Source organism: Shewanella sp. SM74 (assembly GCF_025653725.1).
Classification (GTDB): Bacteria; Pseudomonadota; Gammaproteobacteria; order Enterobacterales; family Shewanellaceae; genus Shewanella; species Shewanella oncorhynchi.
Genome location: NZ_JAKKRZ010000006.1, coordinates 36,943 through 62,417 on the forward strand (window position 1 = coordinate 36,943; position 25,475 = coordinate 62,417).

At 44.2% G+C, this 25,475-nt stretch carries 20 protein-coding genes; 9 read left to right on the forward strand and 11 right to left on the reverse strand.

The features are described 5' to 3' along the window. Positions 1-575 precede the first annotated feature (575 nt). The 4 genes from L5M49_RS08010 (at position 576) to L5M49_RS08025 (ending at position 5,574) form a co-directional block, all read left to right on the forward strand. Positions 576-1,175 carry an ECF-type sigma factor gene (locus L5M49_RS08010; RefSeq protein WP_263265797.1) on the forward strand — a complete coding sequence of 200 codons (600 nt, stop codon included), beginning with the start codon at positions 576-578 and terminating at the stop codon, positions 1,173-1,175. Positions 1,176-1,204: 29 nt separating this feature from the next. Further along, positions 1,205-4,036 (forward strand): serine/threonine-protein kinase, encoded by a 2,832-nt coding sequence (locus L5M49_RS08015; protein WP_263265798.1) that lies wholly within the window; start codon positions 1,205-1,207, stop codon positions 4,034-4,036. A gap of 216 nt (positions 4,037-4,252) precedes the next feature. Beyond that, the gene (locus L5M49_RS08020; RefSeq protein WP_263265859.1) at positions 4,253-5,101 is read left to right on the forward strand and encodes a DUF3034 family protein; all 849 of its coding nucleotides are present in this window, start codon (positions 4,253-4,255) and stop codon (positions 5,099-5,101) included. After that, entirely contained in the window at positions 5,098-5,574 is a 477-nt protein-coding gene (locus L5M49_RS08025; RefSeq protein WP_263265799.1) for a group I truncated hemoglobin, read from the forward strand. Before L5M49_RS08020 ends, L5M49_RS08025 begins: the two co-directional genes overlap by 4 nt. A 111-nt stretch (positions 5,575-5,685) precedes the next feature. Here the strand turns inward: L5M49_RS08025 and L5M49_RS08030 are convergent, their stop codons facing one another. Together L5M49_RS08030 and L5M49_RS08035 are read right to left on the reverse strand one after the other, a co-directional pair. After that, a complete protein-coding gene (locus tag L5M49_RS08030; protein ID WP_006082658.1) occupies positions 5,686-6,159 on the reverse strand; it encodes an NYN domain-containing protein in 474 nt (157 codons plus the stop codon). A 115-nt stretch (positions 6,160-6,274) separates the two neighbouring features. After that, the gene (locus L5M49_RS08035; protein WP_131523567.1) at positions 6,275-7,135 is read right to left on the reverse strand and encodes an AraC family transcriptional regulator; all 861 of its coding nucleotides are present in this window, start codon (positions 7,133-7,135) and stop codon (positions 6,275-6,277) included. Between the two features lie 193 nt (positions 7,136-7,328). On the opposite strand from L5M49_RS08035, the gene L5M49_RS08040 reads away from it, so the two are divergent. Then, positions 7,329-8,240, forward strand: coding sequence for a DMT family transporter (locus L5M49_RS08040; protein ID WP_212599300.1), 912 nt, complete (start codon positions 7,329-7,331; stop codon positions 8,238-8,240). 75 nt (positions 8,241-8,315) lie between these two features. Here the strand turns inward: L5M49_RS08040 and L5M49_RS08045 are convergent, their stop codons facing one another. Next, positions 8,316-9,083 (reverse strand): AraC family transcriptional regulator, encoded by a 768-nt coding sequence (locus L5M49_RS08045; RefSeq protein ID WP_263265800.1) that lies wholly within the window; start codon positions 9,081-9,083, stop codon positions 8,316-8,318. Positions 9,084-9,225: 142 nt separating this feature from the next. On the opposite strand from L5M49_RS08045, the gene L5M49_RS08050 reads away from it, so the two are divergent. From L5M49_RS08050 to L5M49_RS08060, 3 genes are all read left to right on the forward strand, one after another. Next, positions 9,226-10,389, forward strand: a complete 1,164-nt coding sequence (locus L5M49_RS08050) for a multidrug effflux MFS transporter (protein WP_263265801.1) — start codon at positions 9,226-9,228, stop codon at positions 10,387-10,389. A gap of 677 nt (positions 10,390-11,066) precedes the next feature. Next, on the forward strand, positions 11,067-11,870 hold the full coding sequence (locus L5M49_RS08055) for a sensor domain-containing diguanylate cyclase (RefSeq protein WP_263265803.1): 804 nt from the start codon (positions 11,067-11,069) through the stop codon (positions 11,868-11,870). A 111-nt stretch (positions 11,871-11,981) separates the two neighbouring features. After that, on the forward strand, positions 11,982-12,905 hold the full coding sequence (locus L5M49_RS08060) for a GGDEF domain-containing protein (protein ID WP_263265804.1): 924 nt from the start codon (positions 11,982-11,984) through the stop codon (positions 12,903-12,905). 117 nt (positions 12,906-13,022) lie between these two features. On the opposite strand, the gene L5M49_RS08065 is transcribed toward L5M49_RS08060, so the two are convergent. The 7 genes from L5M49_RS08065 to L5M49_RS08095 form a co-directional block, all read right to left on the reverse strand. After that, the gene (locus L5M49_RS08065; protein ID WP_028761399.1) at positions 13,023-16,166 is read right to left on the reverse strand and encodes a multidrug efflux RND transporter permease subunit; all 3,144 of its coding nucleotides are present in this window, start codon (positions 16,164-16,166) and stop codon (positions 13,023-13,025) included. Further along, positions 16,166-17,275, reverse strand: a complete 1,110-nt coding sequence (locus L5M49_RS08070; RefSeq protein WP_105251741.1) for an efflux RND transporter periplasmic adaptor subunit — start codon at positions 17,273-17,275, stop codon at positions 16,166-16,168. Before L5M49_RS08070 ends, L5M49_RS08065 begins: the two co-directional genes overlap by 1 nt. 210 nt (positions 17,276-17,485) lie before the next feature. Then, a complete protein-coding gene (locus L5M49_RS08075; RefSeq protein WP_263265805.1) occupies positions 17,486-18,280 on the reverse strand; it encodes a substrate-binding periplasmic protein in 795 nt (264 codons plus the stop codon). Positions 18,281-18,527: 247 nt separating this feature from the next. Next, positions 18,528-19,730 carry a metallophosphoesterase gene (locus L5M49_RS08080; RefSeq protein WP_168822905.1) on the reverse strand — a complete coding sequence of 401 codons (1,203 nt, stop codon included), beginning with the start codon at positions 19,728-19,730 and terminating at the stop codon, positions 18,528-18,530. A gap of 295 nt (positions 19,731-20,025) precedes the next feature. Continuing rightward, positions 20,026-20,496, reverse strand: a complete 471-nt coding sequence (locus L5M49_RS08085; RefSeq protein WP_211085787.1) for a nuclear transport factor 2 family protein — start codon at positions 20,494-20,496, stop codon at positions 20,026-20,028. A gap of 2 nt (positions 20,497-20,498) precedes the next feature. Further along, positions 20,499-21,191 carry a DsbA family protein gene (locus L5M49_RS08090; RefSeq protein ID WP_263265806.1) on the reverse strand — a complete coding sequence of 231 codons (693 nt, stop codon included), beginning with the start codon at positions 21,189-21,191 and terminating at the stop codon, positions 20,499-20,501. A 218-nt stretch (positions 21,192-21,409) separates the two neighbouring features. Continuing rightward, positions 21,410-22,333 carry an MBL fold metallo-hydrolase gene (locus L5M49_RS08095; protein ID WP_263265807.1) on the reverse strand — a complete coding sequence of 308 codons (924 nt, stop codon included), beginning with the start codon at positions 22,331-22,333 and terminating at the stop codon, positions 21,410-21,412. Positions 22,334-22,628: 295 nt separating this feature from the next. Between L5M49_RS08095 and L5M49_RS08100 the strand changes: the two genes are divergently transcribed. Continuing rightward, entirely contained in the window at positions 22,629-23,570 is a 942-nt protein-coding gene (locus L5M49_RS08100) for a LysR family transcriptional regulator (protein ID WP_263265808.1), read from the forward strand. Positions 23,571-23,724: 154 nt separating this feature from the next. On the opposite strand, the gene ettA is transcribed toward L5M49_RS08100, so the two are convergent. Then, a complete protein-coding gene (gene ettA, locus L5M49_RS08105; protein ID WP_028761391.1) occupies positions 23,725-25,392 on the reverse strand; it encodes an energy-dependent translational throttle protein EttA in 1,668 nt (555 codons plus the stop codon). Positions 25,393-25,475 lie beyond the last annotated feature (83 nt).

Genomic DNA, 25,475 nt, shown 5'->3' on the forward strand with positions numbered 1-25,475 from the left:
CTGCCTGTAGGAGCTAAGGTAACGCTATTACTTCCTAGATAAAGACAAACTCTAGATACCAAAAGTAGTCTATCTAATCACTCCTAAAAATGAAGATACGTATTTTATATTAAAAAACGTAGTTGCGTTTGAAAAAAAATTGTAAAAACTAGTTTTATTTACTGAAAGATCTAAATTACTGATTATTTTTTTGATTAAGCATTTGTTTTTAATTGTTTTTTATTTATTGTGTTTTACGGCGTTGCTCTTTTTTAAAGATGTTTTAAGTAATGCTTTTGTGTGAAAAATAAACTGTTTATTTGGTTTTGACACAAATTTATCCATATAAATCATAATGTAATCTAGCGCTGAGCAAGACCATGGGATACTATGATGACTAAGTAAGACTTAATGATTATTTTGCTGTTACTTTATTAGGGGTTGATGATTAAGTGTTCGGTTAGTTACTTGATGAATGTTGTTTGTTATATTTATAAGTAACGTCACCTCGTTAAAGAAATCGTTATATTAATAAATATTTATGGTTTTGGGTTATTAGTACTTTTTTATAAATTGATTTCATGGAAGTTTAGTCAATGATAAGATCTGAAGAGATAAGAGCTGAAGAAGATTTTGAACGTTTGACGAATATCATTATTAGGTGGAATGAGAATGATAAACTAGCCGAACAGCAGTTGTATTCTTTTGCTTATCAAAAATTTCAAGTTCTTGCCAGTAATGTCCGAAAAAACTCTGTTGGCGAGATATCTGAAAATACACTTTTTGATATTTCATGTAATACAACATCTCTTGTTCATGAGGCTTTTATTAAAATTAACCAAAGCAGAGATATCGCTCCTGAGTCAACTAAAGAACTTTATACAATATTCTCAAAGGTAATTTATTCGATACTGGTAGATAGCTTGCGAAAAGCTTCAGCAATAAAGCGTAAGAAAAATGAAGCTGAATGTGTTGTTGATACTAGTTTAGATAAAATATATCGAATAATAGATATTGAAATAATACTCAAGAAATTATCTGCTGAGTACTCTAGGCAAGTTTCTGTTTTTATTTATAAATATGTATGTTCCTTATCTAACAAGGAGATCGCAACATTGTTCTCCATCTCTGATTCAACGGTAGATAAAGATCTTTTTTTTATTAAATCAAGGATAAATGATTACTCTTTTAACTAATCATTTTTATTTCAAGGAAGTTATGATCAATGTCTAACCTTTACCTGCACTATTGCCATCTTACATCGCTTGATGAACAGGAACAGAATCGTTATTTAGCACAGTTTGAAAATGATAAAGAAACGTTTAATGCTTTAACTCGTATGCTTAAAAATGTAGAATACGGTATGACGCAGCTCTTTAACGATAGTATGGTTATTGCGAGTGACGGTCTCCCTAATAATCTTAATCCAGGTGATGAAGTTTCTAAGTATCGAATTGTTAAGTTACTGGGTTGCGGTGGCATGGGAAACGTGTATTTGGGGCAACGACATGATGGTGAATACACACAGGACGTCGCAATTAAAATAGTTCCATTAGCCTTTTTGGGAAATAAATCTGATCAAATATTTAATTATGAGGCACAGGCGCTTGCATCATTAACGCACATTAATATAGTTTCAGTTTTAGATGCTGGTCGAGATAAGCGTGGATTTGCTTATATAATAATGCAGTATATAAATGGCTTGTCTTTAAAGGAATACCTAAAAAGTCAAACTTTAACACAAATACAGAAGCTTAATATATTTATTCAGGTTCTTGAAGGGATAATACATGCCCATGCTCATCAAATTCTACATAGAGATATAAAGCCAGATAACATTTTAGTTGGCAGGGATGGTTGCGTACATATTATCGACTTTGGTATTTCTAAGTTTATTGAAAGTAGAGATAGTGAGTCGTTAAAATCATATTTTAATGCATTGTCTTATGCTTATGCATCTCCAGAACAGAAGGCTGGCAAAGATATTACAATAGCTTCTGATATTTATAGCTTGGGGAGGGTGTTAGAGGAGCTGATTGATAGTGATTGTAAAGTGTTAAAAAGGATTGTGTCAAAGGCTACGCAAAATGATATTACTTCACGCTATGCAACTGTAGTTGAGTTTAAATTTGACATTGAAAACTTTTTATTGAAAAAACCAATTAAAGCTTTTGATAATAATTTTTATAACTTTAATTTGTGGCTTAAGCGACATTCGCTTCTTATATTTCTAACATTTTTCGTTGTTAGCGCGTTCTCAATGGTTGGCGTTAAGTATTACAAATCCTATATTTACTCACAACAACAGGAGTTGCTTGCTGATAATAATTTAAAGTTGGCAGAAAATATGCTAAATCAAGTTGATGTTAAAGTCGTTTCTGAAATTGAAAGACAAAGAGCATTAGTTAACTCAGCTAAAGCTATTAATATCAGTCTATTACCTATTGAACAAGGCGTTAGATTTACGTTGTCACTTGCTAATGCATACAAGACAATTGGTGACTATCAAGAATGTCAGTTATACACAAATAAACTACTAGAATTGATTGGTGGTGACAATAAATTTGTTGTTGAGAATGTTATTGCCAAAAAAATGTTGATAGAACTTAATGTGTTGAATAATAACGGTAGCAATGTAGTTGATCAGGTTAAAAGCTTAAATGATCAGGTATTTAATTTACCTATACTATCTGATAACAGGCTTTTCATGTTACTTGATTGGGAAATCGGTACGACGACAATTTCTAACGTAGAAGTTCAGAGACTATTCAAATTCATCGCGCCAAATCTAACTCCATTAAATAAAAGTCAAGAAATACTTCTGAAGCATATAAAATTAATTTCATCATCTAATGTTAGTCAGTCAGAGCAGTTAGTTGGTATTAATAGCTTATTGGATGATATTGAAGGTAATGTTTCTGAAGTGTCATCAAAAATATGGGTAAATCTCATACATGATTGGTATATATTATCAACAACTCAGGGGCAGCATTCTGTCAAAACTATTACTGAGCGATTAATCAATAATGCGGAGTTGTTAAAGTCATTGTTCGATAGTAATCATCCATCAGTATATGTACTTGCTATTATTTCGAAACAGACTTCTGTGATTAATAACTTTCCTCTACCAAGTGAGATAAATAAAATTTATCTCAACATTAACCCGGAAGATTTACCGCCATTATATAGAGTTAATTATTTCATTATTGAATTATCAGCAGCGATCAAAAATAAAGATTTAGTTGCGGCTTATAAGATAATGAGTCGGGTCTATAGTGAGTTGCCAAATTATGGTGAGAATGCACTAAACTATTACTTACAGTTTACTTTGTTTGCAAATGAGTTTGGCAAGCAAGATTTATATTTAAGTCACTTGGAAAAAATTGTAGAACATTATAAATTAAAAGGCAACTTGGGTCACGCTGCATACTTTAACTACGCTATATGTAGTAATTCATCAAATGTCAGTAATACTTCTTCGTATGATATGCAACATGCAATTGATGCATGTGAGCAAGCTATGGCGTTTTACAAACAGTATCATGGTGAAAGTAGTAACTACTATATCATGGCTCTATTATCCAAGATCCAGCACTTTACAAATAGTAATAATATCAATGTAATGAAGCCGTTTTTGGATGAAGCTTTATTACTAAAGAAGCATATATCATATCCTCTAGCTGATGAAAAATATTATACATCAATGATTAACGCTTACTTAAAGCTTAAAGATTTTGAGTCAGCTAAAAAATTACTTTTGGAGTTTAATGCTTCAAATAATCCTCATCAATTTGACAAATTATTGCTAAATATTCATTTTTTATCAGAAACTAACAATTCCGAGGAGCTAATTACTGCTATTGCGTCTTTGAATGATGTTGATTGCGGTCTGTTATCATCCGCGAATGTTGAGTCGCTGACTCTGTATCGTCGTAAGTTTAATATTGAACCCGTTGAGGTATGTGTTGAAAAAGCGAAGTGGGGGGATATTGTTAAGGATCCTAAATTGGCTGAGTCAATATATTCATCCGTTGACCAATTTGTGGGGGCTTTATAATATTGGCTACGAAAATGATGAAATGGGTTACTCTTAATGCTATTTTCGTGATGACTTCATTCTGAGTTTGTATTGATAGAAAGAACATGGCTCTTGGATTATGCTTTTGATAAAATTGGTTTTTAAAATAGTTACTTACTCTCTTTCTATATATTGCTTAAAGATTCTGTCTATTTGGAGTGCCTTGTGTCAAATCGCAATTATGCGTCACTGAAAATGGCTAATTGGGGGACGGGCTTTTTTTTGTCTTGCCTATTTTTACTATTAGGCACTGTTCCTACGTTTGCTGAAGGTAGTCGTGTGGTCGCGACTGGCGGCGGGACGATGATTGAAGGCAGTGCTGGCGGTGGCATAGTGCCATGGGCCGTGATCAACGGTTATGGCAGTAGCGGTGAATGGTCGGCAACGGCGATGGCGACGGGTGTCTATGTCGATGATTTTACGCTGAAAGTGATCGGCGCTTCTTTGAGTTTTGATAATCGATTCGAGCTGAGCGCTGCGCGGCAAACCTTTGATTTGGATACTATGGGCGGCGAGTTAGGTCAAGATATCTTCGGCGTAAAATACAAGCTTGCCGGCGAGCTGCTTTATACCGCTATGCCGCAAATCACCTTAGGTGCACAGTATAAAAGAGTCGATGACTTTGCGATTCCTCAGGCGGTTGGGGCGCGAGATGATTGGGGTTTAGATGTGTATGTTGCTGCCAGCAAAGTATTTTTTGATGCGGTAGCGGGACGAAATGTATTACTCAATGGGACCGTGCGCGCGACTAAGGCGAATCAAACAGGTTTATTGGGTTTTGGTACTCAAGCCAATCATGATTACCAGTTTGTGCTCGAAGCCTCTGCCGCGGTATTGCTGACGGATAATGTGGCGCTGGGTATCGAATATCGCCAGAAACCCGATGAGTTAGCTTTTGCCCAGGAGGATGATTGGCAAGATGTGTTTTTAGCGTGGTTTATCAATAAGCATCTTTCCGTGGTTACGGCCTATGCGAATTTGGGCAGCATAGCGGGGTTTGAAGAGCAACGGGGTTGGTACCTGTCGGTGGAGGGGGCGTTATGAGGCGTTTACGGGTGAAGTTAATACCTTTCGTCGTAGTGTTTTTTTTCACTGGCTGTGCGGTGCAAACGACCGAAACCTCTGCATCACAAACTCACTCTAGTCGTCAAACCGCAAGCCATCAGACCTTATATCAAGAGCTAGGTGGTAACGCAGGCGTATCGGCGATAGTCGATGGTTTGCTGGCACGTATTGCCACAGATCCACGCATAGTGCATCACTTTCAAGAGACTGATATTGCGTTATTTCGTGAGCGTGCCATTGAACATTTCTGTCTGGTTGCCGATGGCGGCTGCGTGTATCACGGCGAAAGTATGCAGCACAGCCATAGAGGCTTGAATATTACTCAAGCGGATTTCGATGCCTTAGTCGGCCATTTGATTGAATCGATGAAAGAGCAACATATTCCGCTATCGACCCGTAATGCCTTTCTAAAACGCCTCGCCCCTATGTATACGGATATTACCTATCAGTGATTTGCTTCATCTTTAAAGTAGAAGCTCAACATAGCGTCTCTACATTGAGGGCGAAAGAGTGAATGAGTCAGATACGGTAGCGTGATGGATAGGCGCATTTTTGTCTTGTGACTAGAGCAATAACGCCTCATCTATGGGATGGAACTGGCTCGCTGCATCCCTTAAGGATTTAGCCGTTAGGGTAGGGACGCCATACACTTGGGTTTCAACCCCATACTTTTGATGAATTTTTTGCAGTAATAAATCGAAATCGCCATCCCCAGACAACAAGATCACTGTATCCACTTCACTCGCCGCTTCCATAATATCTATGGTGATCCCCACGTCCCAATCGCCTTTGGCTGAGCCATCGCTGCGCTGAATAAACGGTTTTAACTTCACCTCAAAACCTATGTGCTTTAGTGCGTCTTGGAATTTCAATTGCCCATCGTCGCCTTTATGGATGGCATAAGCCACGGCCAACGCTATGTCTCCCTCGTAGCCTAAGTGCTGCCACAGTTTACGATAATTAAATTGGCGGCCATAGGCTTCGCGGCAGGTGTAATAGATGTTTTGTACATCGACAAATAAAGCGATTTTTTTCAAGGCGTTTTCCAGCGGCTAGGGGAGTAAGGGCACTATAGCATATCGAGGCAATAGGGTTTTCAAGGATGTTAGAGTGTTGGGTTCAGCCGTCGAGATTGTGAACCCAAAGCGTATGTTAGCTTCTATGGTATTTTTGATATTCGCCCGGTGACATGCCACTGAGTTTTTTAAAGTAACGCCCCATATGACTTTGATTGGCAAAGCCATTACTGAGGGCGATATCGGTCAATGATTGCGTTGAATGACTCAAGCTTTGTTTGACCTTTTCAATGCGCACTTGCAGTAAATACTCCTGCGGCGTCATCGCAAATTGGGATTTAAACATGCGACAAAAATGGTACTCGCTCAGTTGGGCAAGCTCGGCCAACTCAGACAAGTAAATTTGTCGATGGGAATGGCAATGAATAAACTCTTTGATCGCTTTAGCCACTTTAGGTGCGAGCCCACCCTTAATTGGCCCCACCGACAAATTAAAGCCTGAGCTTTGCAGCAAAGTCACCAGCACAGTGTCGGTTACCTGTTCCATCATCAGATGGTGATCACTCGTCTGCCAATCGAGCCCGGCAACTTGGTGCCGAAACAGCGCCTCTAATCTCGGATTATCGACAAAGGTCAACTCAGGTAAACGCACTTGGCGTGGATCTTTATCAAAGACTCGCACCGCCAATTTTTTAAGATGTTCATCGCTAAAATACAAATGCATAAACTGCTGCGGTTGTCCCAGTTGCCAATGGCTTTGGCAGCCTTGGGGCATAAGGCAAAACTTACTGGGCGCGCCATAGTCGGCCTTGATATCGGTTCTGTGGGTTTCGTAGCCGCCATCCAGATACATGCTCAGCGTATGTTGTGCATCGTTTTGGTAATACAGACGCTCGCCCGCATTTTGATAATGGGCCCAAGATAAATCCTCCGTAATCGCTTGCTTACGAATACAGGTTTTGGCGGATTTATCAAAACTGATGTATTTGGGCTCCATGGGTTCCTAGTGATCTCACTGGCTAAGCATTTTGTCTGTCCAAATTATCGCACTTATGGGCGTGGCTCAACGTCCGCTCGCGATTAAAACCGCAATATCGTGTTATGACCAACAAGATGGTGACATAAGGACGAAATCCATAGTTGTATAGTTTGCCTCATTAAGCATTTTATGAAGGTGTAGGGGGCTCATTATGGCTGCTGTGATGTATTTGCTGATGATTTTTGTGTGGGGTTTTTCGTGGATTGCCATTAAGTGGCAGCACGGTGAGGTGGCGACGGAAGTCTCGATTTTCTATCGGTTTGCGATTGCGAGTCTCTTGATGTTCGCCATTGGCTTTGCCTTTAACAAGCTGCAAGCGGTAAAGCTGAGGCAGCATCCTTGGTTTGCACTGCAAGGCGTGTGTCTATTTTGTTTGAACTTTATCGCGTTTTATACCGCAACCCATTATATCGCCAGCGGTTTAACAGCGGTCATTATGGCCACAGCCCCCATTTTTAATGCGATACATGGCCGCATTTTTTACGGTACGCCCACCAGCCGCAATTTTTGGTTAGGCGTTAGTGTCGGTCTGGGTGGCATTAGCTTACTCTTTGGTGCCGATTTGCTCGCGACTCAGTGGTCCCAAAATTTAGTGTGGGGCTTATTGTTTTCGCTGCTAGGTACGTGGTTTTTCTCGATTGGTACCATGATCAGTATGCGCAACTCGCGCGATAATGTGTCGCCCTTTACTTCAACAGCGTATGCCATGTGCTATGGCAGTGCGGCGTTGTTGCTCATCATCTGGTTTAAAGATTTAAACTTTAGTTTACCGCTGACAACCAGCTATCTTGGCAGCTTGTTTTACTTAGCCGTTATCGCCTCTGTGATTGGCTTTACCGCTTATTTGATCTTGGTTGAGCGAATTGGTGCTAATGCCGCTGCGTATCTGTTGGTGATTACCCCAGTGGTGGCGTTAAGTGTATCGAGTGTGTTTGAGGATTATCAGTGGACTTGGTATTCAAGCGTGGGACTCTTGCTAGTCGCGCTCGGTAACATGTTAACCCGCCGTCAAAAACCGCTTGCTTGGTTTAAGTCTTCTGCCACGCCAGCGGTGAAAGCTTAACGTCGCAGCTAGCGTCATGAAAGTGCATATGAGGCAAGGCTCGATTCGACGATTGTAAGTCAGTCAAGGCAGTACTTATTTGAAATGTTGTGCCGGAGTAGTGCCGGTATATTGCTTAAAAAAGCTGATAAAGGCACTGTCGCTGGAAAATTGTAAATTAAAGCCTACCTGTGCCACCGAGGTTCCCGTTGCTAATTGTTCAATGGCCGCAAGTAAACGCCATTGCTGGCGCCATGCTTGATAAGCCATTCCCGTCTGTGCGCTAAAAATACGGCTAATTGTGCGTTCACTGGCTCCGATTTCTACTGCCATATCCTTAAGATTGGCTGGCGGTTTTTGGTGTAGCTGCAGTTGCGCAAGCCAGGTTTTTAAACGTTTATCCTGTGGGAGGGGTAAAGCCAGATTTTCTTCCGCGGCATTGCCCAACTCTTCGCAGAGCAGCAAAAAGGCATTGTGCTGAGTGCTTCTTGGTTTGTCCCATGGCCAAAATGACATAGTGTCGATTAACGCTTTGAGTAGCGGGTTTACATGAAAAATAGTGACTTTATCGGGTAATGAAGTGACGGTTTCTGGTTCAAAGTAGAGTGAGCGATAGGCAACCACATTACGCATTGTAACGCTGTGCTTAACGCCAGCTGGCAACCAAGCCGCACGCGTTGGCGGTAACACCATTTGAGTATCGGCTAGGGTGAATCTCATCACGCCTGTGGGAGCGTACAGCAGTTGCGCCTTTCTGTGGCGATGTACTCCCGAGTCGTGTTCGCCCATATCTGCGGCAATGCCAATGACCATATTATCTAGCTGGTCTGGATTAAATTGCTGTTCAGGTAGAATAAAGGCCATTTTGTCCTATTTTTGATGTTTTTTGTCTAAGTGTTGCTAATGGACACATTTGGATTCTATCTATACTGCGCCATCTTTGACAAGTATGGAGCGACATTTTGGTTAACCAGCTCATTTGGTTTACTAAAATTGAATCGAAATCATGAACATAAAACCACCATTAGGGCTCGCTGTGCTGCTAATGATGTTTCCGCAAATAATGGAAACCATCTATAGCCCAGCCTTGCCTAATATTGCAGAAAGCTTTGCCGTGTCGATTGCCGGCGCATCGCAAACCTTATCTGTGTACTTTATGGCCTTTGCCATCGGCGTATTTTGCTGGGGCCGTTTAGCCGACATTATTGGTCGCCGCAAAGCCATGCTCGCGGGATTAGTCTGTTATGCCATTGGCTCAGCCTTAGCCTTAATAGTGAGCGACTTTAGCCTATTGTTACTGGCCCGCGTATTGTTGGCGTTCGGTGCGGCAGTGGGTTCTGTGATTACCCAAACCATGATGCGTGACAGCTACAGCGGAGAGGAATTAGCGAAAGTTTTTTCTGTGATGGGAATGTCACTTGGAATAAGCCCAGTTATCGGATTGCTATTGGGCAGTGTCCTCAGTGCGTATTGGGGATATCAAGGTGTGTTTGTCGCACTCATGGTCTCTGCGATCGTGTTGTTATTTTTGTCTGTAAAATCTTTACCCGAAACCAAACCCGCACACACCCAGAAAATCGCGATAGGCGAGTTAGCGATTAAGATGCTTACCGATAGTGGGATTATTAAGAACACCTTGTTGGTGGCGGCGTTTAATCTGATGTGGTTTAGCTACTTTTCACTGGCGCCATTTATGTTTGAGGCGCAAGGGTTATCGACGCTTGCCTTTGGTACCAGTGGCTTACTGTTAGGCTTTGGTACATTCCTTGGCAGTTATGTTAATAAAATAATGCTGGGTCGAGGCCACACCAGCGCACAACTCGTTCGCTTAGCCAGTGCTATTGCACTTGTCGGTGGACTGGGCATTTGGCTCCTTCAATCGACCTTTATTGGGCTGAATAATGTTTACTTTCTAGCCCCTATGCTATTGATTGTGATGGCTTACGGTATCGCAATTCCGAACATACTAAGCTCTGCTCTGGCAAACTACCGCACCTATGCGGGCTCTGCTGGCGCACTCTTTGGACTATTTTATTATATTCTGTTGGGATTAGGTTTAGGCGGCGCGGGAATCATCCACCATTTAGGTATTGTGATTACGTTAAGTGCACTGCTTTGCGTTGGCTTAGGTTTACTTTTAGGCTTCGCCAATAAAGCAAAAAACGCTTAAGACGCAAATGAAAAGCCAAGATACTAAGTACCTTGGCTTTTCTATGTAATTTCTACATTTTGTATAGACGTGAAAAGCTAGGTTTTAGGTGCGAGTTCCTGCTGCTTTGCTGCCTCTTGGGTGCTGTCGAAATCAATCGAGGCATGGCAGGAAGTAAAATTAACTTCATCATTGAGTAGACCACAGTCTATTCATAAGCAGAGAGTTATGAATGGTGACGTTTACGCATCTATTCTTCCGCTAAATCCCATCATCTCAAAGCTTCTATTGAATATTGTTACTACTGAGTAGTACGAAAAACGAGCATCCGAACAAAGGGAATCAATGTCTTTTCAAACAAACACTTTTCATTAGGCTTTCCTTAAGTAATTGTGATTCCATCATTTTAGATGTACTCAAAGTAACTTTCTGATTTTACGATGTGCGATTGTAGCGTTTTTATATCGACGACAGCCTAAGTGAGTTCTTGTCCTCACAAATCATATGTGGTTCTATCACACTAAATGTTATCTCTATGTTATTCGTTGTATGGGGAGATACGGATGCGTCGACTTTTTTCAGAAGATAGTGAAGTCTTATTATTCAAAAGTTTAAATTATATACCTATCCCAGTTCTATTATCTGAGGCCTTGGACGTTGAAGGACGTCGCCCAAGCACTCATAGGGTGCATAGATTTATGAATCATGCATTTATTGAGCAATTGGGTTATACCATGTCGGACATACCCGATATTGAATCTTGGTTTAATACTGTTTATCCCGAGCCAATCCTTCGAGATAAAGCGATGTTTGATTGGGATAGGGCTGTGTATGTAAGTGAAAAACAGGGGCTGAGTACCGCAGGTTTTCAAACTTACCTTCGCTGTGGCAATGGTGAATATCGTTGGTTTTTAATCACAGCTCAAATTACCACAGAAAATCAATCAAACTTAAACATAGTCACTATGAGAGATGTTCATCAGTTGCAGTTACTGATTGAGGATAACAAGCGACAGTCTAATACCGATTTACTGACGGGACTTGCCAATGGTCGTCAAGTGGAACAGCTCCTCGCTTTAGCCATAGAACACAGTGCTGATGCACAAGGTTCACTCTGTTTAGTGATGTGTGATATCGATTTTTTTAAGAGTATCAATGATAACTTTGGTCATTTGTGTGGGGATGATGTGCTTAAATTAGTAGCGGATCAGCTTAAGCGCTATGTCCCCTCTGCCTCCTGTGTCGCACGTTGGGGAGGGGAAGAGTTTCTGATCGTGCTGGAAAACACTGAACTTGAAGTCGCTATAGAGCTTGCCGAGAAGTTGCGTTGTGATATTGAATCCACGGATTACCAATCCTATGGCCAGCATATGCATTTGACCATGAGTTTTGGGTGTGTCGGGCATCAAGTTGCTGAAAGCTTGCATAGTCTATTATTTCGGGTTGATAGCGTTTTATATAAAGCTAAAAATGATGGCCGTAACCGTGTTGTATTTGATTGAATTCTGAATAAATTCAAACGTTAAATTATATTTTATCTATCATCTTTTAGCCCCAATTAGGTTTGGGATGTGATAACAGATCTTTGTCTGGAATTTGAGCGGAGAAGGTTAATGACAGCACGCAATACCAGTGAGGTAATTCTCTTTAAAAGCTTAGATTTCATTCCTATTCCAATCCTGCTTTCAGAATCACGCATGAATGAGATGTCTGGCCGTATACAGCGGATCCATCGTTTTGTTAATCATGCCTTTATCGAACAGATTGGCTACACATTAGTCGATATTCCCGATATGGATGCTTGGTTTAATACTGTGTATCCAGCTCCTTTAGTGCGCCAAGCTATGGTTGAAGGATGGGCAAAAATTGTTGAAAGCAGTATCAATGCAGGAATCGATACGGCTGAAATGCAGGCTCGCATTCTTTGTCGTAACGGTGAGTACCGTTGGTTTTTGATCACGGCACAAATTACCACAGAGAATCAATCGGACTTGCATATAGTAACGATGAGAGATATCCATGATTTACAATTGCTTATTGATGAAAATCAAACTTTGTCTAATACCGATGTGTTGACTGGCCTCGCTAATCGCCGTAAAGCGGAAGCAGTGTTGGAGAATGCCTTAAGTACCACAAATGGCTCTGACCTTTGCTTATTAATGTGCGATGTCGATTATTTCAAAGCCATTAATGACACGTTTGGTCATTTATGTGGGGATGATGTCTTAGTACAAGTTGCAAGGTTACTTGAAGGGCTACAGCAATCCGCTGCTTGTATTGCACGTTGGGGAGGTGAAGAATTCTTGATTGTTTTACAAGGTTACTCCTTAGATGAAACATATCAAATTGCAGAGCAATTACGTTTAGATTTAGCGTCGACGGATTTTTTCTATCAAGATAAACAACTGAATTTGACTATGAGTTTTGGCTGTATCTGTGTTCAAGATAATGAGAGTCTGCGCAGCGCACTTTTCCGGGTAGACAGTGCGTTGTATAGCGCTAAATCCGCTGGCCGAAATTGTGTTGTGATTGGATAGATAAATTCCCAATATCCTATGTAGGGCAAGGAAACTTGATTAAGACGCCAATAAAAAAGCCAAGACACTGAGTGTCTTGGCTTTTTGTTCTGTGATCTTCTGCAGTTATTATTAGCGCTAGGCTTTAGGTGCGAGTTCCTGCTGCTTTGCGGCCGCCTCTTGTGCCGCTAACTCTTGTGCTTTAATCGCCGCTTCGAGCTTAGCTTCAACATAACCAGGAGAGTGCGTTGTGGCCGAGATTAATCGATACATGGCGGGGATCACCAGTAAGGTCACAAAGGTAGCAAACGCCATTCCGAAGAACACTACAGTACCTACAGCGATACGGCTTTCTGAGCCCGCGCCCGTTGAGAAAATTAACGGTACAGCACCCACTAAGGTGGTGAAGGCTGTCATTAGGATTGGCCGTAAACGACGGGATGACGCATCGATAATGGCTTTATCGAGTTCAAAGCCGCGGTCGCGCAATTGGTTGGCAAATTCCACGATGAGGATACCGTTTTTAGTCACCATACCAATTAACATGATCATGCCTATCTGGCTGTAGATGTTGATCCCTTGGCTCGTGATCAGTAGTCCTAAGAAACCACCGAATACACCCATAGGCACAGTAAACATCACCACTAACGGGTTGATAAAGCTCTCAAACTGTGCGGCTAATACTAAGTAGGCAACCAGTAAAGCTAAACCAAATACGATAAAGATACTGCTTTGGTTTTCTTTAAAATCTTTGGATTCGCCCGTGTAACCAATCGAAATATCCTTAGGTAATAATTCAATGGCTTTAGCGTCAAGGAACTTTAAGCCTTCACCTAAGGTGTAACCTTCACTGACGTTAGCCTTGAGGGTGATCGATTTTTGTTTATTGGTGTGGCTTAATCTTTGTGCAGAGGCAATTTCTTCTATATGAGTGACAGTATCGAGAGTGACTAATTCGCCCTTAGCTGACCGCATGTAGATTTGGCTCAGGTCACCGACATTATTGAAACTGTTTTCATCACCGCGTAAATACACATCGTATTCTTCGCCTCGATCAACAAAGGTCGTTTCGGTACGGCCACCCAGCATGACTTCTAAGGTTTCCGATACTTGGTCGACACTGATCCCCAGTTCTGCGGCGCGCTCTTTATCGACAGTAACAATGAGTTCTGGCGTTGTTTCTGCGTAGTCTAAGTCAGCCCCTTCCATCATAGGGCTAGCGTTAGCCTCTTCTTTCAATATCTGCGCCCACTTAAACAGTTCGGCATAGTCCGAACCACCAAGTACAAATTGCACGGGTTCGCTCGATTGCCCTCTAAAGCCTGGCATCATAGGGCGAACCATTACATCTGGAATATCCTTTAAGGCATTGCTAATAATTCCAAGGGCTTGTTGCGCAGTCACATCGCGGTGTTCCCAATCTTCTAGCTGCATGATGACAAAGCCAGTTTGATCGCCAGCACGGCCACCAAAGGCGGGAGCTTGTACGCTGAAGGATCGCAGCACACCTTTACCAAGCAAGGGCATGAGTCTGTCTTCGACTATGTCCATGTTGGCTGTCATACGGTTATAACTGGTGCCTTCGGCGCCTTTAATAAAGGCGAACAACACGCCGCGGTCTTCCTGCGGCGCGAGTTGTGACGGTACTTGTTGCATTAACCAAGCGCTGCCGCCGATACAAGCGAGGATAACTAAGGGCGCGAGTAAACGGAGTTTAATCGCTCGAGTCACGGCGACGCGATAAACGCTTTCCATGCGAGCAAAGCCGCTGTCGACCCAACGATTAAAGCGATTCGGTTTGACGTTGGCTTTGAGTAATTTACTGCTCAGTACAGGCGTAAGTGTGAGTGCCACTAAGGAGGAGAACAGCACTGACACCGCCAGCATCACGGAGAACTCGGTAAATAGTAGCCCGACCATGCCCTCCATAAAGGAAATAGGGAGGAATACCATCACCAGTACCGCCGTAGTGGCGATAACGGCAAAGCCCACTTCGCGAGTACCTTTATAGGCGGCGAGTAAGGGCTCTTCACCTTTTTCGATATGGTGGAAAATGTTCTCGACCACCACAATCGCATCATCCACCACCAGACCGATGGAGAGGATTAATGCCATCAATGTCAGTAGATTAATCGAATAACCTAGCATGTTGGCGGCGATAAATGCCGAGATCAAAGATACTGGAACCGTCACCGCTGGGATTAACGTTGCTCGCGCTTGTCCAATGAAGATATACAGCACGAGTACGACCAAGGCGCCCGTGACATAAAGTGTGCTATACACTTCGTTAATTGAGCGGTCGATAAATACGGTCGAGTCGAAGTCGACCACTAGGCTAGTGCCTTCGGGCAGGAAGTCTTGTACGCGATCAACTTCTTTATGCACTTCTTTGGCAACGAGCAGGGGGTTGGCATCGGACTGGGCAATAATGCCTAAACTGATGTTAACTATGCCGTCACTTTTGAAGGTCGAGTTTTCGTTTTGTGCGCCAACAGCCACATCTGCCACATCTTTTAAGTAGATAGCCGTGCCATCGCTGGCGGTACGCACCACAAGATAGTCGAAATCCTTCGGCGTGTAGTACAAGCGTTTGGTACGCACCGACATCACAGTGGTGTCGTTGCGCACTTGGCCGCCGGGCGTTTCTATATTCTCTTTACGCAGGGCGTTGATAATATCCGTTGCGGTAACATTACGCCCTGCCATTTGTTCGGGTCTTAGCTTGACGTACATGACCTTATACAAGCCGCCGGAAATGCTGATAGAACTCACGCCGCTGATTAAGCTGAATTTGTCCTCGAGTACTCGCTGGGCGTAGTCCGTTAATTGAGTGCGGTCCATCACACTCGAGCTTAAATTCACATAGACAGAGGGTTCGCCGGAGCCGTTGTCTTTTGAGACGACGGGGTCTTTTGCATCTTCTGGGAGTCTGCGTTGGGCGCGGGCCACAGCATCACGCACATCGCTGACCCCTTCGGTTAAGTTCCAACCGAGGAGGAATTTAACTGTGATACGCGAGCTACCGTTACGTGTGGTCGAGGTGATTTCGTCAATACCACTGATCCCTGTTAGCTCATCTTCTAAAGTCTTAGTGATCTGGCTTTCCATAATCGCCGCCGATGCACCCGAGTAACTGGTGCTGATGGTGACCACAGGGCTTTCGACGTCGGGCATTTCCCGTATCGACAGTTTAGTGAACGACACTATGCCAAATACACACAGCAGTAAGCTTAAAACGATGGCAACGACAGGGCGTTTAACCGAAACATCGGATAACCACATTATTTCGTCTCCGTTGCTTTAGGACCTGAAAGCTCTGTCGCACGGGCTGAGGCTTTACCATCGAGCGTGACTTCATTGATTTGCAGGCCATCGCGCATATTGACTAAGCCCTGTACCACGACTTTGTCACCTATGTTTAAACCGCTTTCGATTAAGACTTGGTTATCGATACGTGCCCCTAGTGTCACTTCTGTGCGGTGGGCAATGTGGTCGGCGCTAACTACGTATACGTAACGTTTAGTTCCTGAATACTCAAGAGCTTGTACTGGCACCATAGGTGCTGAAATCGCTGGGAAGGTGATGGTTGACGACATCATCATGCCCGGTTTCAAGCGTTTCTTCGGATTATCGAATAGCACCCGTACTTTGAGGTTTAAGGTTTCCTCATTGACGCGGGGATCGATAGCCACCATTTTGCCAGTAAAGATTTCATTCGGCCAAGCGCGACTGGTGGCTGACACTTGCATGCCAATACTCAGTTGCGATAGGAAATGCTCAGGCACTTGTAAGTCGAGGCGCATGCTGGACAAATCATCTAGCGACATCAACTCAGTGCCCATGCTGACCATCTTGCCTTCGCTGAAATTAATCAGGCCAGTATTACCCGCAAACGGCGCTATCAGCGAGTGGTAATGTAAATCTGCTTGGGCGGAGGATAAGCGTGCTTGGGCGATATCAACACTGGCTTTTTGTGCGTCAATCTCGGTTTGGGTAATGGCGTTACGGCTGATCAGTTTTTCAAACTCTTTGAGTTTACGTTTTTCATCATTGAGGAAAGCATTGGCCTCGGCGACGGCGGCTTGGGCTTTCATATCATCGAGTTCGATCAGTAACTGGCCTTTTTTTACCGCTTGGTTTGAGGTCACTGCGACTTGTTTAATCTTACCTGTGACTTGCGGTGCAATGATCACTGCACGTTCAGCCGCGAGTTTGCCGATAAGAGAGATAGATTGCGCTAATGGATATTCAATCACTTCACCCGTGACCACAGGAACGGTACGCATAAGATGTGGTGCGTTCTCGGGTTTAGCCGCTTGAAGGACATCACTAAAACTCACCGCTGTGGCGATAATCGCAAGCAGGGCAATGGCAATAATGGTTTTTTTCATTGTAATTATTATCTCGCGCAAAGGCAGTTTAAAAAGGTAATCGCTCTAATGGCGCTATTCTAGTGAATAACGTACGCCAGTTGGGTAAAAGTTTGTAAAGGTAAGCGAACGAAAATGAAAGAAATTGTGTTTTTTGAGCATTGAGCACAATTCAACGAGAGTTTTGCTGTTTTTTTGTGCTTTTATTGCTTTTTAAAAGCTGGACGGACTTTAGGGATGGACTTCAGTTCGCGTTTTTTCAATCGGCGCTTGAGTCGTTTCAACCTGAGGATATTGGCTTAAAATTGCCGCTAATCGTCCATCGCGGCGCATACTCTCTAAACCTTGATTAAAATCCGTCACTAACTGCGGATGATCCGCTACAGCCAAAGAGATCCCTAAATGAAATACCTCAGTCGCTATGGGTGGGCCGACTTGCTCAAAGGCACCCTCATATTCACTTGGTCCTTTTTTAATTAAATACCTCGCTAAGTTATGGCCAATCAAGACTAAGTCAATACGCTTTAAAAACAGCTTTTTGAGATTCATCTCATCCGAATTTCCTTCCTCTGTGGTGAGCCCCGCGGCGAAGATTTCTGGTGGATTAGCGTAACCGCGACCTATACCGATAGTGAAAGGTTTAAGATCTGAAAGTTGACTGAAACTCAGCGGTGAATCTTTACGTTTATAAAACACAATTTGTACGGGTTGGATAGGCGCAGAATATTGGGCCCATTGCTCGCGCTCTTTACGATACCAGAACCCAATGATGCCATCAGCTTGGCCAGTTTTAACGAGTAAAGCCGCGCGGGCGAAGGGATAAAACTTGAGGCTGGCAGTGTAACCTTTGCGTTTAAAAGCTTCTTTGACGACTTGCGCAACGCCGCCCTGTTCAGGTAAAGCATCGGCATAAAAAGGAGGATAGTTAGTGGCGACTAAATGGAGTTCTCGCCCCGCAAATGCTGGGGGATAGAAGCTGAATAGAAACAAGCAAAAGCTAGATAATGTGAGTAATTTCTTCCCCATTTCTACTCCAGCACTTAGGTGAGTCGCACTTGGCTTGAGTATAGTCAGAGTTAATTAGAACAGGCGAACTTATGGATATTAAGATGGGTGAATGTTGAGAGCCATACGATTGAGTGTTATGCCGATTTAGATCCATGGCGGGCGCCCGTTTTACCCTTGCTTATTCATGCCTTATTGCCCCAGCGCATTCGTGGATTAAGGCGCTAGCTCATGCACGTATTGGGGCAAAAGATATTAGTGAGGCAGGTTATAGCGAAACCTGCTCACCCTGATACAAACCTCGGCGGAGTTTGCCGGCGTCGATAAGTAACAGCTCACCGGATTTACCATTCTTAATACTGCTATCTATCGCAATGATTTTATTATGATAAAGCCCAAGTACTTGTTCCTGCGATGTGTGCCCTACGACGATATGATCGACCTTGAAATAGCTCAGTATGCTATCGATATCCGACTCTTTCAGTTCATCTTTAAAGTAGCCACGATACCAAGTTGGACCATTGGTAAAAAACAAAAAGTTGAGTAAATCGTCTTGCTTCAAATCGGCTTTTTTATCATCTAAATGCTGACGAAATAATTGGTTAGCATCGCTGATATGTAATTTACGCTCGACCCATTCAGGGCTGATGCCGCCGTGCATAAACAAGATATTATTGATTTTGACTAAGGTATGTTTGCTGCGAAGCCATTGGCCGATTTCGGTGTCTTTGTTGTAGAGCGCATCGTAGCTGCGTTTGAGTAAATCGGCCGCGACTTGGTAGCGTTCGTTGACGTAGCGTAAGTCGCCGCGAAACACCATTTGCTCGTGATTGCCCATGAGTAGATGTAAGCGTCCGCCCGCAGCTTGGGCTTCTTGGTCTAAGGAATATAAAAACCACAATACTTCATTGACTTGATGACCACGGTCAAACATGTCGCCCGTCATCACCATATGGCCGTCACCAAAGGCCCAGTGGTTATCTTTGTTGATAATCTGATGGGCTTTTAGCAAGTTAATCATTACATCAAACTGGCCGTGTACATCGCTAAGGGCGACAATTTTTCTGACCTGGGTGAAGGTATCTGGCTCAACCGTGACAGCTTGTGTATGAAGGTGCGGTTGGGGTAATTCACCGCAATTGGTAGGGCGAGTTAACTGCGCCTTCGCAATCCTTGTTTGTTTTAGCTCGCTTTGGCAAATCCAATAGGCAGTGTCCTTTTGAGTGTCATCTAAAAACACATAAGGGCCATCGGTGACGCTGCTTTCTTGAATGTTTAGTTCTGGCTCGGCTTCACTTGCATTGGCCGCTAATGAGGTCAACGCCAGTGAGGTAAAGGGGAGTGCGGTGACAAGCCATAACAGGGGCGTGAATTTTCTCTGTTGCTTGAGTATCCATTGGCTGGCTCGGCTAAGTCGCGTCATAGATAGCGTGATTGGGTGAGCCCCGACTGGCATCGAATTGATTTGCATTAGACCGCATCCTTGTTCTTGTTTTAGTTATTCATTTTGTCATTTTAGACACTTGAGTTGATGAGTCTTCGAACGTGCAGCTTGACGAATTCAATTTCAAGCGCTTAATCGCAAGTGCTTAATCTTAAGTACTTAATGTCAAGTGCTCAACCTATTGAAAATACTAAATCATACGGATAATGCTTATCATCGGCAAGTCGTGAGGCGGGCTAAATTAAACTTGCCCGCCTCATTATTCAGTTATTCCATCATTGCATTTCTATTGTGCATGACTGTCTTTACATAGTATTGGCAGTTACATGGCATTGACGACGGTATAACTATCAACAAACTGCTCGAAACTGACGATTTTTCCGCTGTGTATTTTCCATAAATGGGCGACTCGGGCGCTAAAATACTTGCCCGTTTTGACATAAGTACCTGAATAAGTGCCGAAGGCAAAAACCTTATCACCCTGCGCCACATAGTCTTCGATATCGACACGATAGTTATTCCATTCTTTTTCGAGGCGGGCGAACACATTGGCGGCTATCGCGCTAAAACCTATGTAAGTGCCCGCATAGGGAAACCCTACCGCCTCTGTCCAGCGTGCGTCATTTGCCAGTGCATGCTCAAGATTTTTGGCATTTTCGGCAGAGCTGTGTCCTGCGTAAGTACTTTTGACAAGTGCAAGATTCGCATCAGTTTGCCTTGCTGTTTCGATAAGATTTAACTGAGCAGGCTCACTCACTAAAGAGCTTGTTGGAACACCATTAAGCGTTGGCATGATTACGACTCAAACTGTGCTTCAAGATGGCTTAACCACTGGGCGGGTTGGCCATAAAAGCGGTTGATATTAATGGCGGTGATGTTGCCGTCATTATCCTCTCTAGCCATTGAAGGGAAGCCTTGGGCGCCTATAAGATTCAATAATGCTCTGGATTCAACAATATGCTCATATAGCTTGTCTTCACCTTGGGCATAATGCTGCGCAAAGCCTATAGGGTCGAGCCCAAGTTCAGCGGCTAACCTTGCGAGATTACCTTCATCACTGGCGCTGTGACCATCACGGTAATGGGCCAGTTGTACTGAGTGTAGATAGGCCAAACTGTCGCCACCCATAGCATCGACTGCGAGCATGGCTTTAATAGGAGGCACCGAGTCGAGTACGATTGTGGTATCGCGCAGCAGACCATCAAAATAGTTTTCCCCAAAAGGTTGTCCAGTTAGCTCGGCAATACGCAGATCGTGGGGCATAACATAGTCGCGCCAGTTAGCATCGATTTGTTTACGTCTTGGGCCAGTGAGCATACCGCCGCCGTGGAGCTTAATGGTAAAGCCTGCTTTTGCGGCGGCATCGAGTAACGGCGCCGCGGCATAACACCAACCACATAAAGGGTCGATAATCGCGTGCAGAGTGCGCACTTTGGTTTCCGAATTGCTGCTGGCCGTGCTAGCAGAATGAGTTGTTGGGGTCGTCATAGTGTTAAACCTTTTGGCTTAAGTTCGTCGCGACATTAGCGACTTAAGCCCTTTGAGATCATTGATTAAAATAGTTTGGTTGGTACCGTTATTTAGGTGCAGTCATTTAGCTAAAAATGGCACGCAATCGCTCACGTGCCTGTCTTTAACTGTTTGCACTTAACTATCTTTTACACCTAACTAGCTGTACCTAATCGCCGAGATAGGTATGGCTGGGCTTACATAGGCCAGGTCATTTCGCCCATGTAAACTTTGGCGCTGATCTCAAGCCCTGCATCGGCTGGCATTTGTGGGTATAGCGCCAGCATCTTTTGGATTAATTCGGCTGAATCTTTCGAGGCTTTTGCAGCAATTTCAAAGGCTTTTACATATTCACGAGTAAAACCGATGGCGTGGGTATTAAATCGCGCTTCGCCTAAATAGTGCCCTGGGATCACTGTGGTCGGCAGCAGTTTTTCCATTGCATCTAAATGGGTTAACCATTCCTGACGCTCAGAGGCAGTTTGAGTGTCAGCCATCCAAACATGCGTGTTATCAAATACTTCTACGCCACCTGTAATGGTTTTTGCCGATGGTACCCACAGGAAAGTGTGTTTAGGGTGTTTATCATTAAAACCTTTGATAATCACTTGCTCACCGTCGATAGTAAAAGTGTCACTGTGAATCGCCTTAGGTAACACTAATTCGCTTGGCGCATTATCTTTTAAAATCGGCCCCCAGTAGGCGAGTTTGCCTTCCATTGAGGCTTTAATAGCATCGACAGTGGTTTGAGTCGCGACGATTTGTGCATCGGGGAAATTCTTTTTAATCACGGCTAAGCCGAAATAGAAATCAGGATCGCTATGGCTGATATACACCTGAGTCAGCTTTTTACCGCTAGCCTTAATGGTGTCGACCAATGTTTGGGCATCGTTATTTTGAAATTGCGCATCGACTAACATCATTTCACGCTCGCCGATGATAAAGCTTGATGACACGGCAAAGATACTGTTTTCGCCCGGATTAAAATGGCTCACTTGCAATGGCGCAGCATTGACCGCGCTAAGTCCCGCCAGCAACAAGGTGGCGGCTAGGCTGATTTTAGACGAGGCCTTCAATGTGGCGTTAACTGTGTTACGTATTGCATAGGTCGATGTGTTCATTTGGGGCTCACTTATAGTCACAGGGTGAAAGAGTAAAAGGTTCGATTTAGCATTCATTGATTTGCAGCTGCTGCAAAAAGTGAGTTAAGTATAGGTTGCAATAATCAATAGATAAATGCGAGTATCTGCCCATGTTTGTTGCATTAATCGGACGAATAGCTGTATGCACTCTGGCACTCTTAATTATTAGCTATTAGCTATTAGCTATGTGGATACGCGAGTATGTGAGTGGGCCTTCGAGTGATTGAAAGTTAGTGATTGAAAGTTAGTGATTGAATGTGAGTGGAGATAAATCATGGATAGACTCGAAGCGGCTAAGGTGTTTGTGACTATTGTTGAGCGCGGCAGCATGATCAGCGCCGCCAATGCCTTAGATATGTCGCGTTCTATGGTGACCCGTTACTTGAGCGAAATGGAAGAATGGTCTGGTGCTAGGTTGTTGCATCGCTCGACGCGTAGCCTCAGCTTAACGCCCGCTGGTGAGCAAGTGCTGGACTATTGCCATCGACTGTTCGAATTGGCTAATGAAGTGCCGGCGGTAAGCCATGCCGCTGTGGCGATTCCGCGGGGATTACTACGTATTAGTTGCTCCCAGTTTTTGGCGCATCAGATTTTAGCGCCCGTGGTACAGCAATATTTAGCCAGTTATCCGCAGGCGAGCGTGAATTTCCACGTGAGCAGCCAAACCGTCGATTTAGTCGCCGAGCGGATTGATCTGGCTATTCGCATTACCAATGAACTCGATCCCAATCTTATCGCTAGGCGCTTAGGGGAGTGTGAGTCTGTGGTATGTGCCGCACCGAGTTATCTTGCCGCGCGCGCCGCCGTGCTGCATCCCGAGGATTTAACTCAGCACAACTGCTTAACCTATTCCTATTTTGGCGATGTGATGTGGCGCTTTTATAAAACCGATGTAGGGGCGAAACAGGCTCAAGCGCTGAACTCCGATCCTAAGTCAAACCAAGGTCAAGCTTTTAATGTGCCTGTGAATGGGAATTTCAGCGCCAATGATTCAATGGTGGTGCTCAATGCTACGCTGGCAGGTGAGGGGATTGCCATGCAGCCCGTTTGGGCGGCGAAACCTTATTTAGATTCGGGTCAGCTAGTGCCTTTATTAACTGAGTTTAAACCTCAGTCCCTCGGTGTGTATGGCGTGTATCAATCCCGCAAACATATGCAGCCTGCACTTAGGGTGATGATGGACATGCTGGTGGCCTACTTTGCCAGCTTGAATTGAAACAGTGTCAGTTTGAAATAGCGCCAGTTTGAAATAGCGCCAAAGTCTACGGCACTCATAGCGTAACTGGATGCCATAAAAAAGGAGCTTAACCCTTTCGAGCTAAACTCCTCAGATTTACACTTGTCTAGAATCTAGAATCTAGAATCTAGATTTACTTTATCATGCGCTTGTATTTCAAGCGGTGTGGCTCAACCACATCGGCGCCATAGGTGTTCTTCAACCATGCCGAGTATTCTGTGTAGTTACCTTCGTAGAAGTTCACTTGACCTTCGTCGCGATAATCCAGAATGTGGGTCGCGATACGGTCGAGGAACCAACGGTCATGCGAAATCACCATAGCGCAACCTGGGAATTCCAGAATCGCTTCTTCCAGTGCGCGCAGGGTTTCAACGTCTAAGTCGTTGGTGGGTTCGTCGAGGAGTAATACGTTACCGCCCGCTTGCAGCAGTTTGGCTAAATGCACGCGGTTACGTTCACCACCAGATAAAGTACCGATGACTTTTTGCTGATCGCCACCACGGAAGTTGAAGCGGCCTACATAGGCGCGGCTCGGAATTTCCATGTTGTTGATACGCATGATGTCTTGACCACCGGAAATTTCTTCCCAAATGGTGTTCTTATCATTCATCGAATCGCGGAACTGCTCAACCGAGGCCAGTTGCACAGTATCACCCAGCTCAATGCTGCCGCTGTCTGGCTTTTCTGCGCCGGATAACATGCGGAACAGGGTCGATTTACCCGCGCCGTTGGCACCGATAATGCCGACGATCGCGCCCTTAGGCACAGAGAACGACAGGTTGTCGATCAAAACGCGGTCACCGTAAGATTTGGTCAGGTTATTCACTTCAATAACCTTGTCACCTAAACGAGGTCCGGGCGGAATAAACAGCTCGTTGGTTTCGTTACGTTTTTGGTAATCGTTAGTGTTCAGTTCTTCAAAGCGTGCCATACGGGCCTTGCCTTTAGACTGGCGGCCTTTCGCGCCTTGACGTACCCATTCCAATTCCTTGGCAATGGTCTTTTGGCGAGCGCTTTCTGTGGCTGATTCTTGCTTCAGACGGGCATCTTTCTGCTCAAGCCATGAAGAATAGTTACCTTCCCACGGAATACCTTCACCGCGGTCGAGTTCTAAAATCCAGCCAGCGGCATTGTCGAGGAAGTATCTGTCGTGGGTAATCGCGACCACAGTACCAGCATATTCCTGCAGGAAGTGCTCAAGCCACGCCACAGATTCAGCATCCAAGTGGTTGGTGGGTTCGTCCAGTAACAGCATTTCTGGCTTTTCAAGCAGCAAACGACAAATCGCTACGCGGCGACGTTCACCACCGGATAATACTTCGATTTTCTCATCCCAATCTGGCAGACGCAGGGCGTTGGCGGCGCGCTCAAGGACGTACTCTAAGTTATGGGCATCTTGGGCTTGAATAATGGCTTCGAGTTCGCCTTGCTCTTTTGCAAGGGCGTCGAAATCGGCATCCGGCTCGGCGTAGGCGGCATAAACGGCATCGAGGCGAGTCAGGGCATTTTTTGCCTCTGCTACCGCTTCTTCAATCGCTTCACGCACGGTTTGATTCGGATCGAGTTTAGGTTCCTGCGGCAGGTAACCGATTTTCAATCCCGGCATTGGGCGCGCTTCACCTTCAATTTCGGTGTCGATACCCGCCATAATGCGCAGTAGTGTCGACTTACCTGAACCGTTGAGGCCGAGTACGCCAATTTTGGCGCCGGGGAAAAAGCTTAAAGAAATATCTTTAAGGATCTGCTTCTTAGGCGGAACAATTTTACCCACCCGCAGCATGCTGTAAACAAACTGAGCCATTTTTCTCTATCTTAAGTGACTAATGATGCGGCTAATTCTACTCGATTGCGCGCCGAACTCAACTCGACAATGAGCCAAGTTCA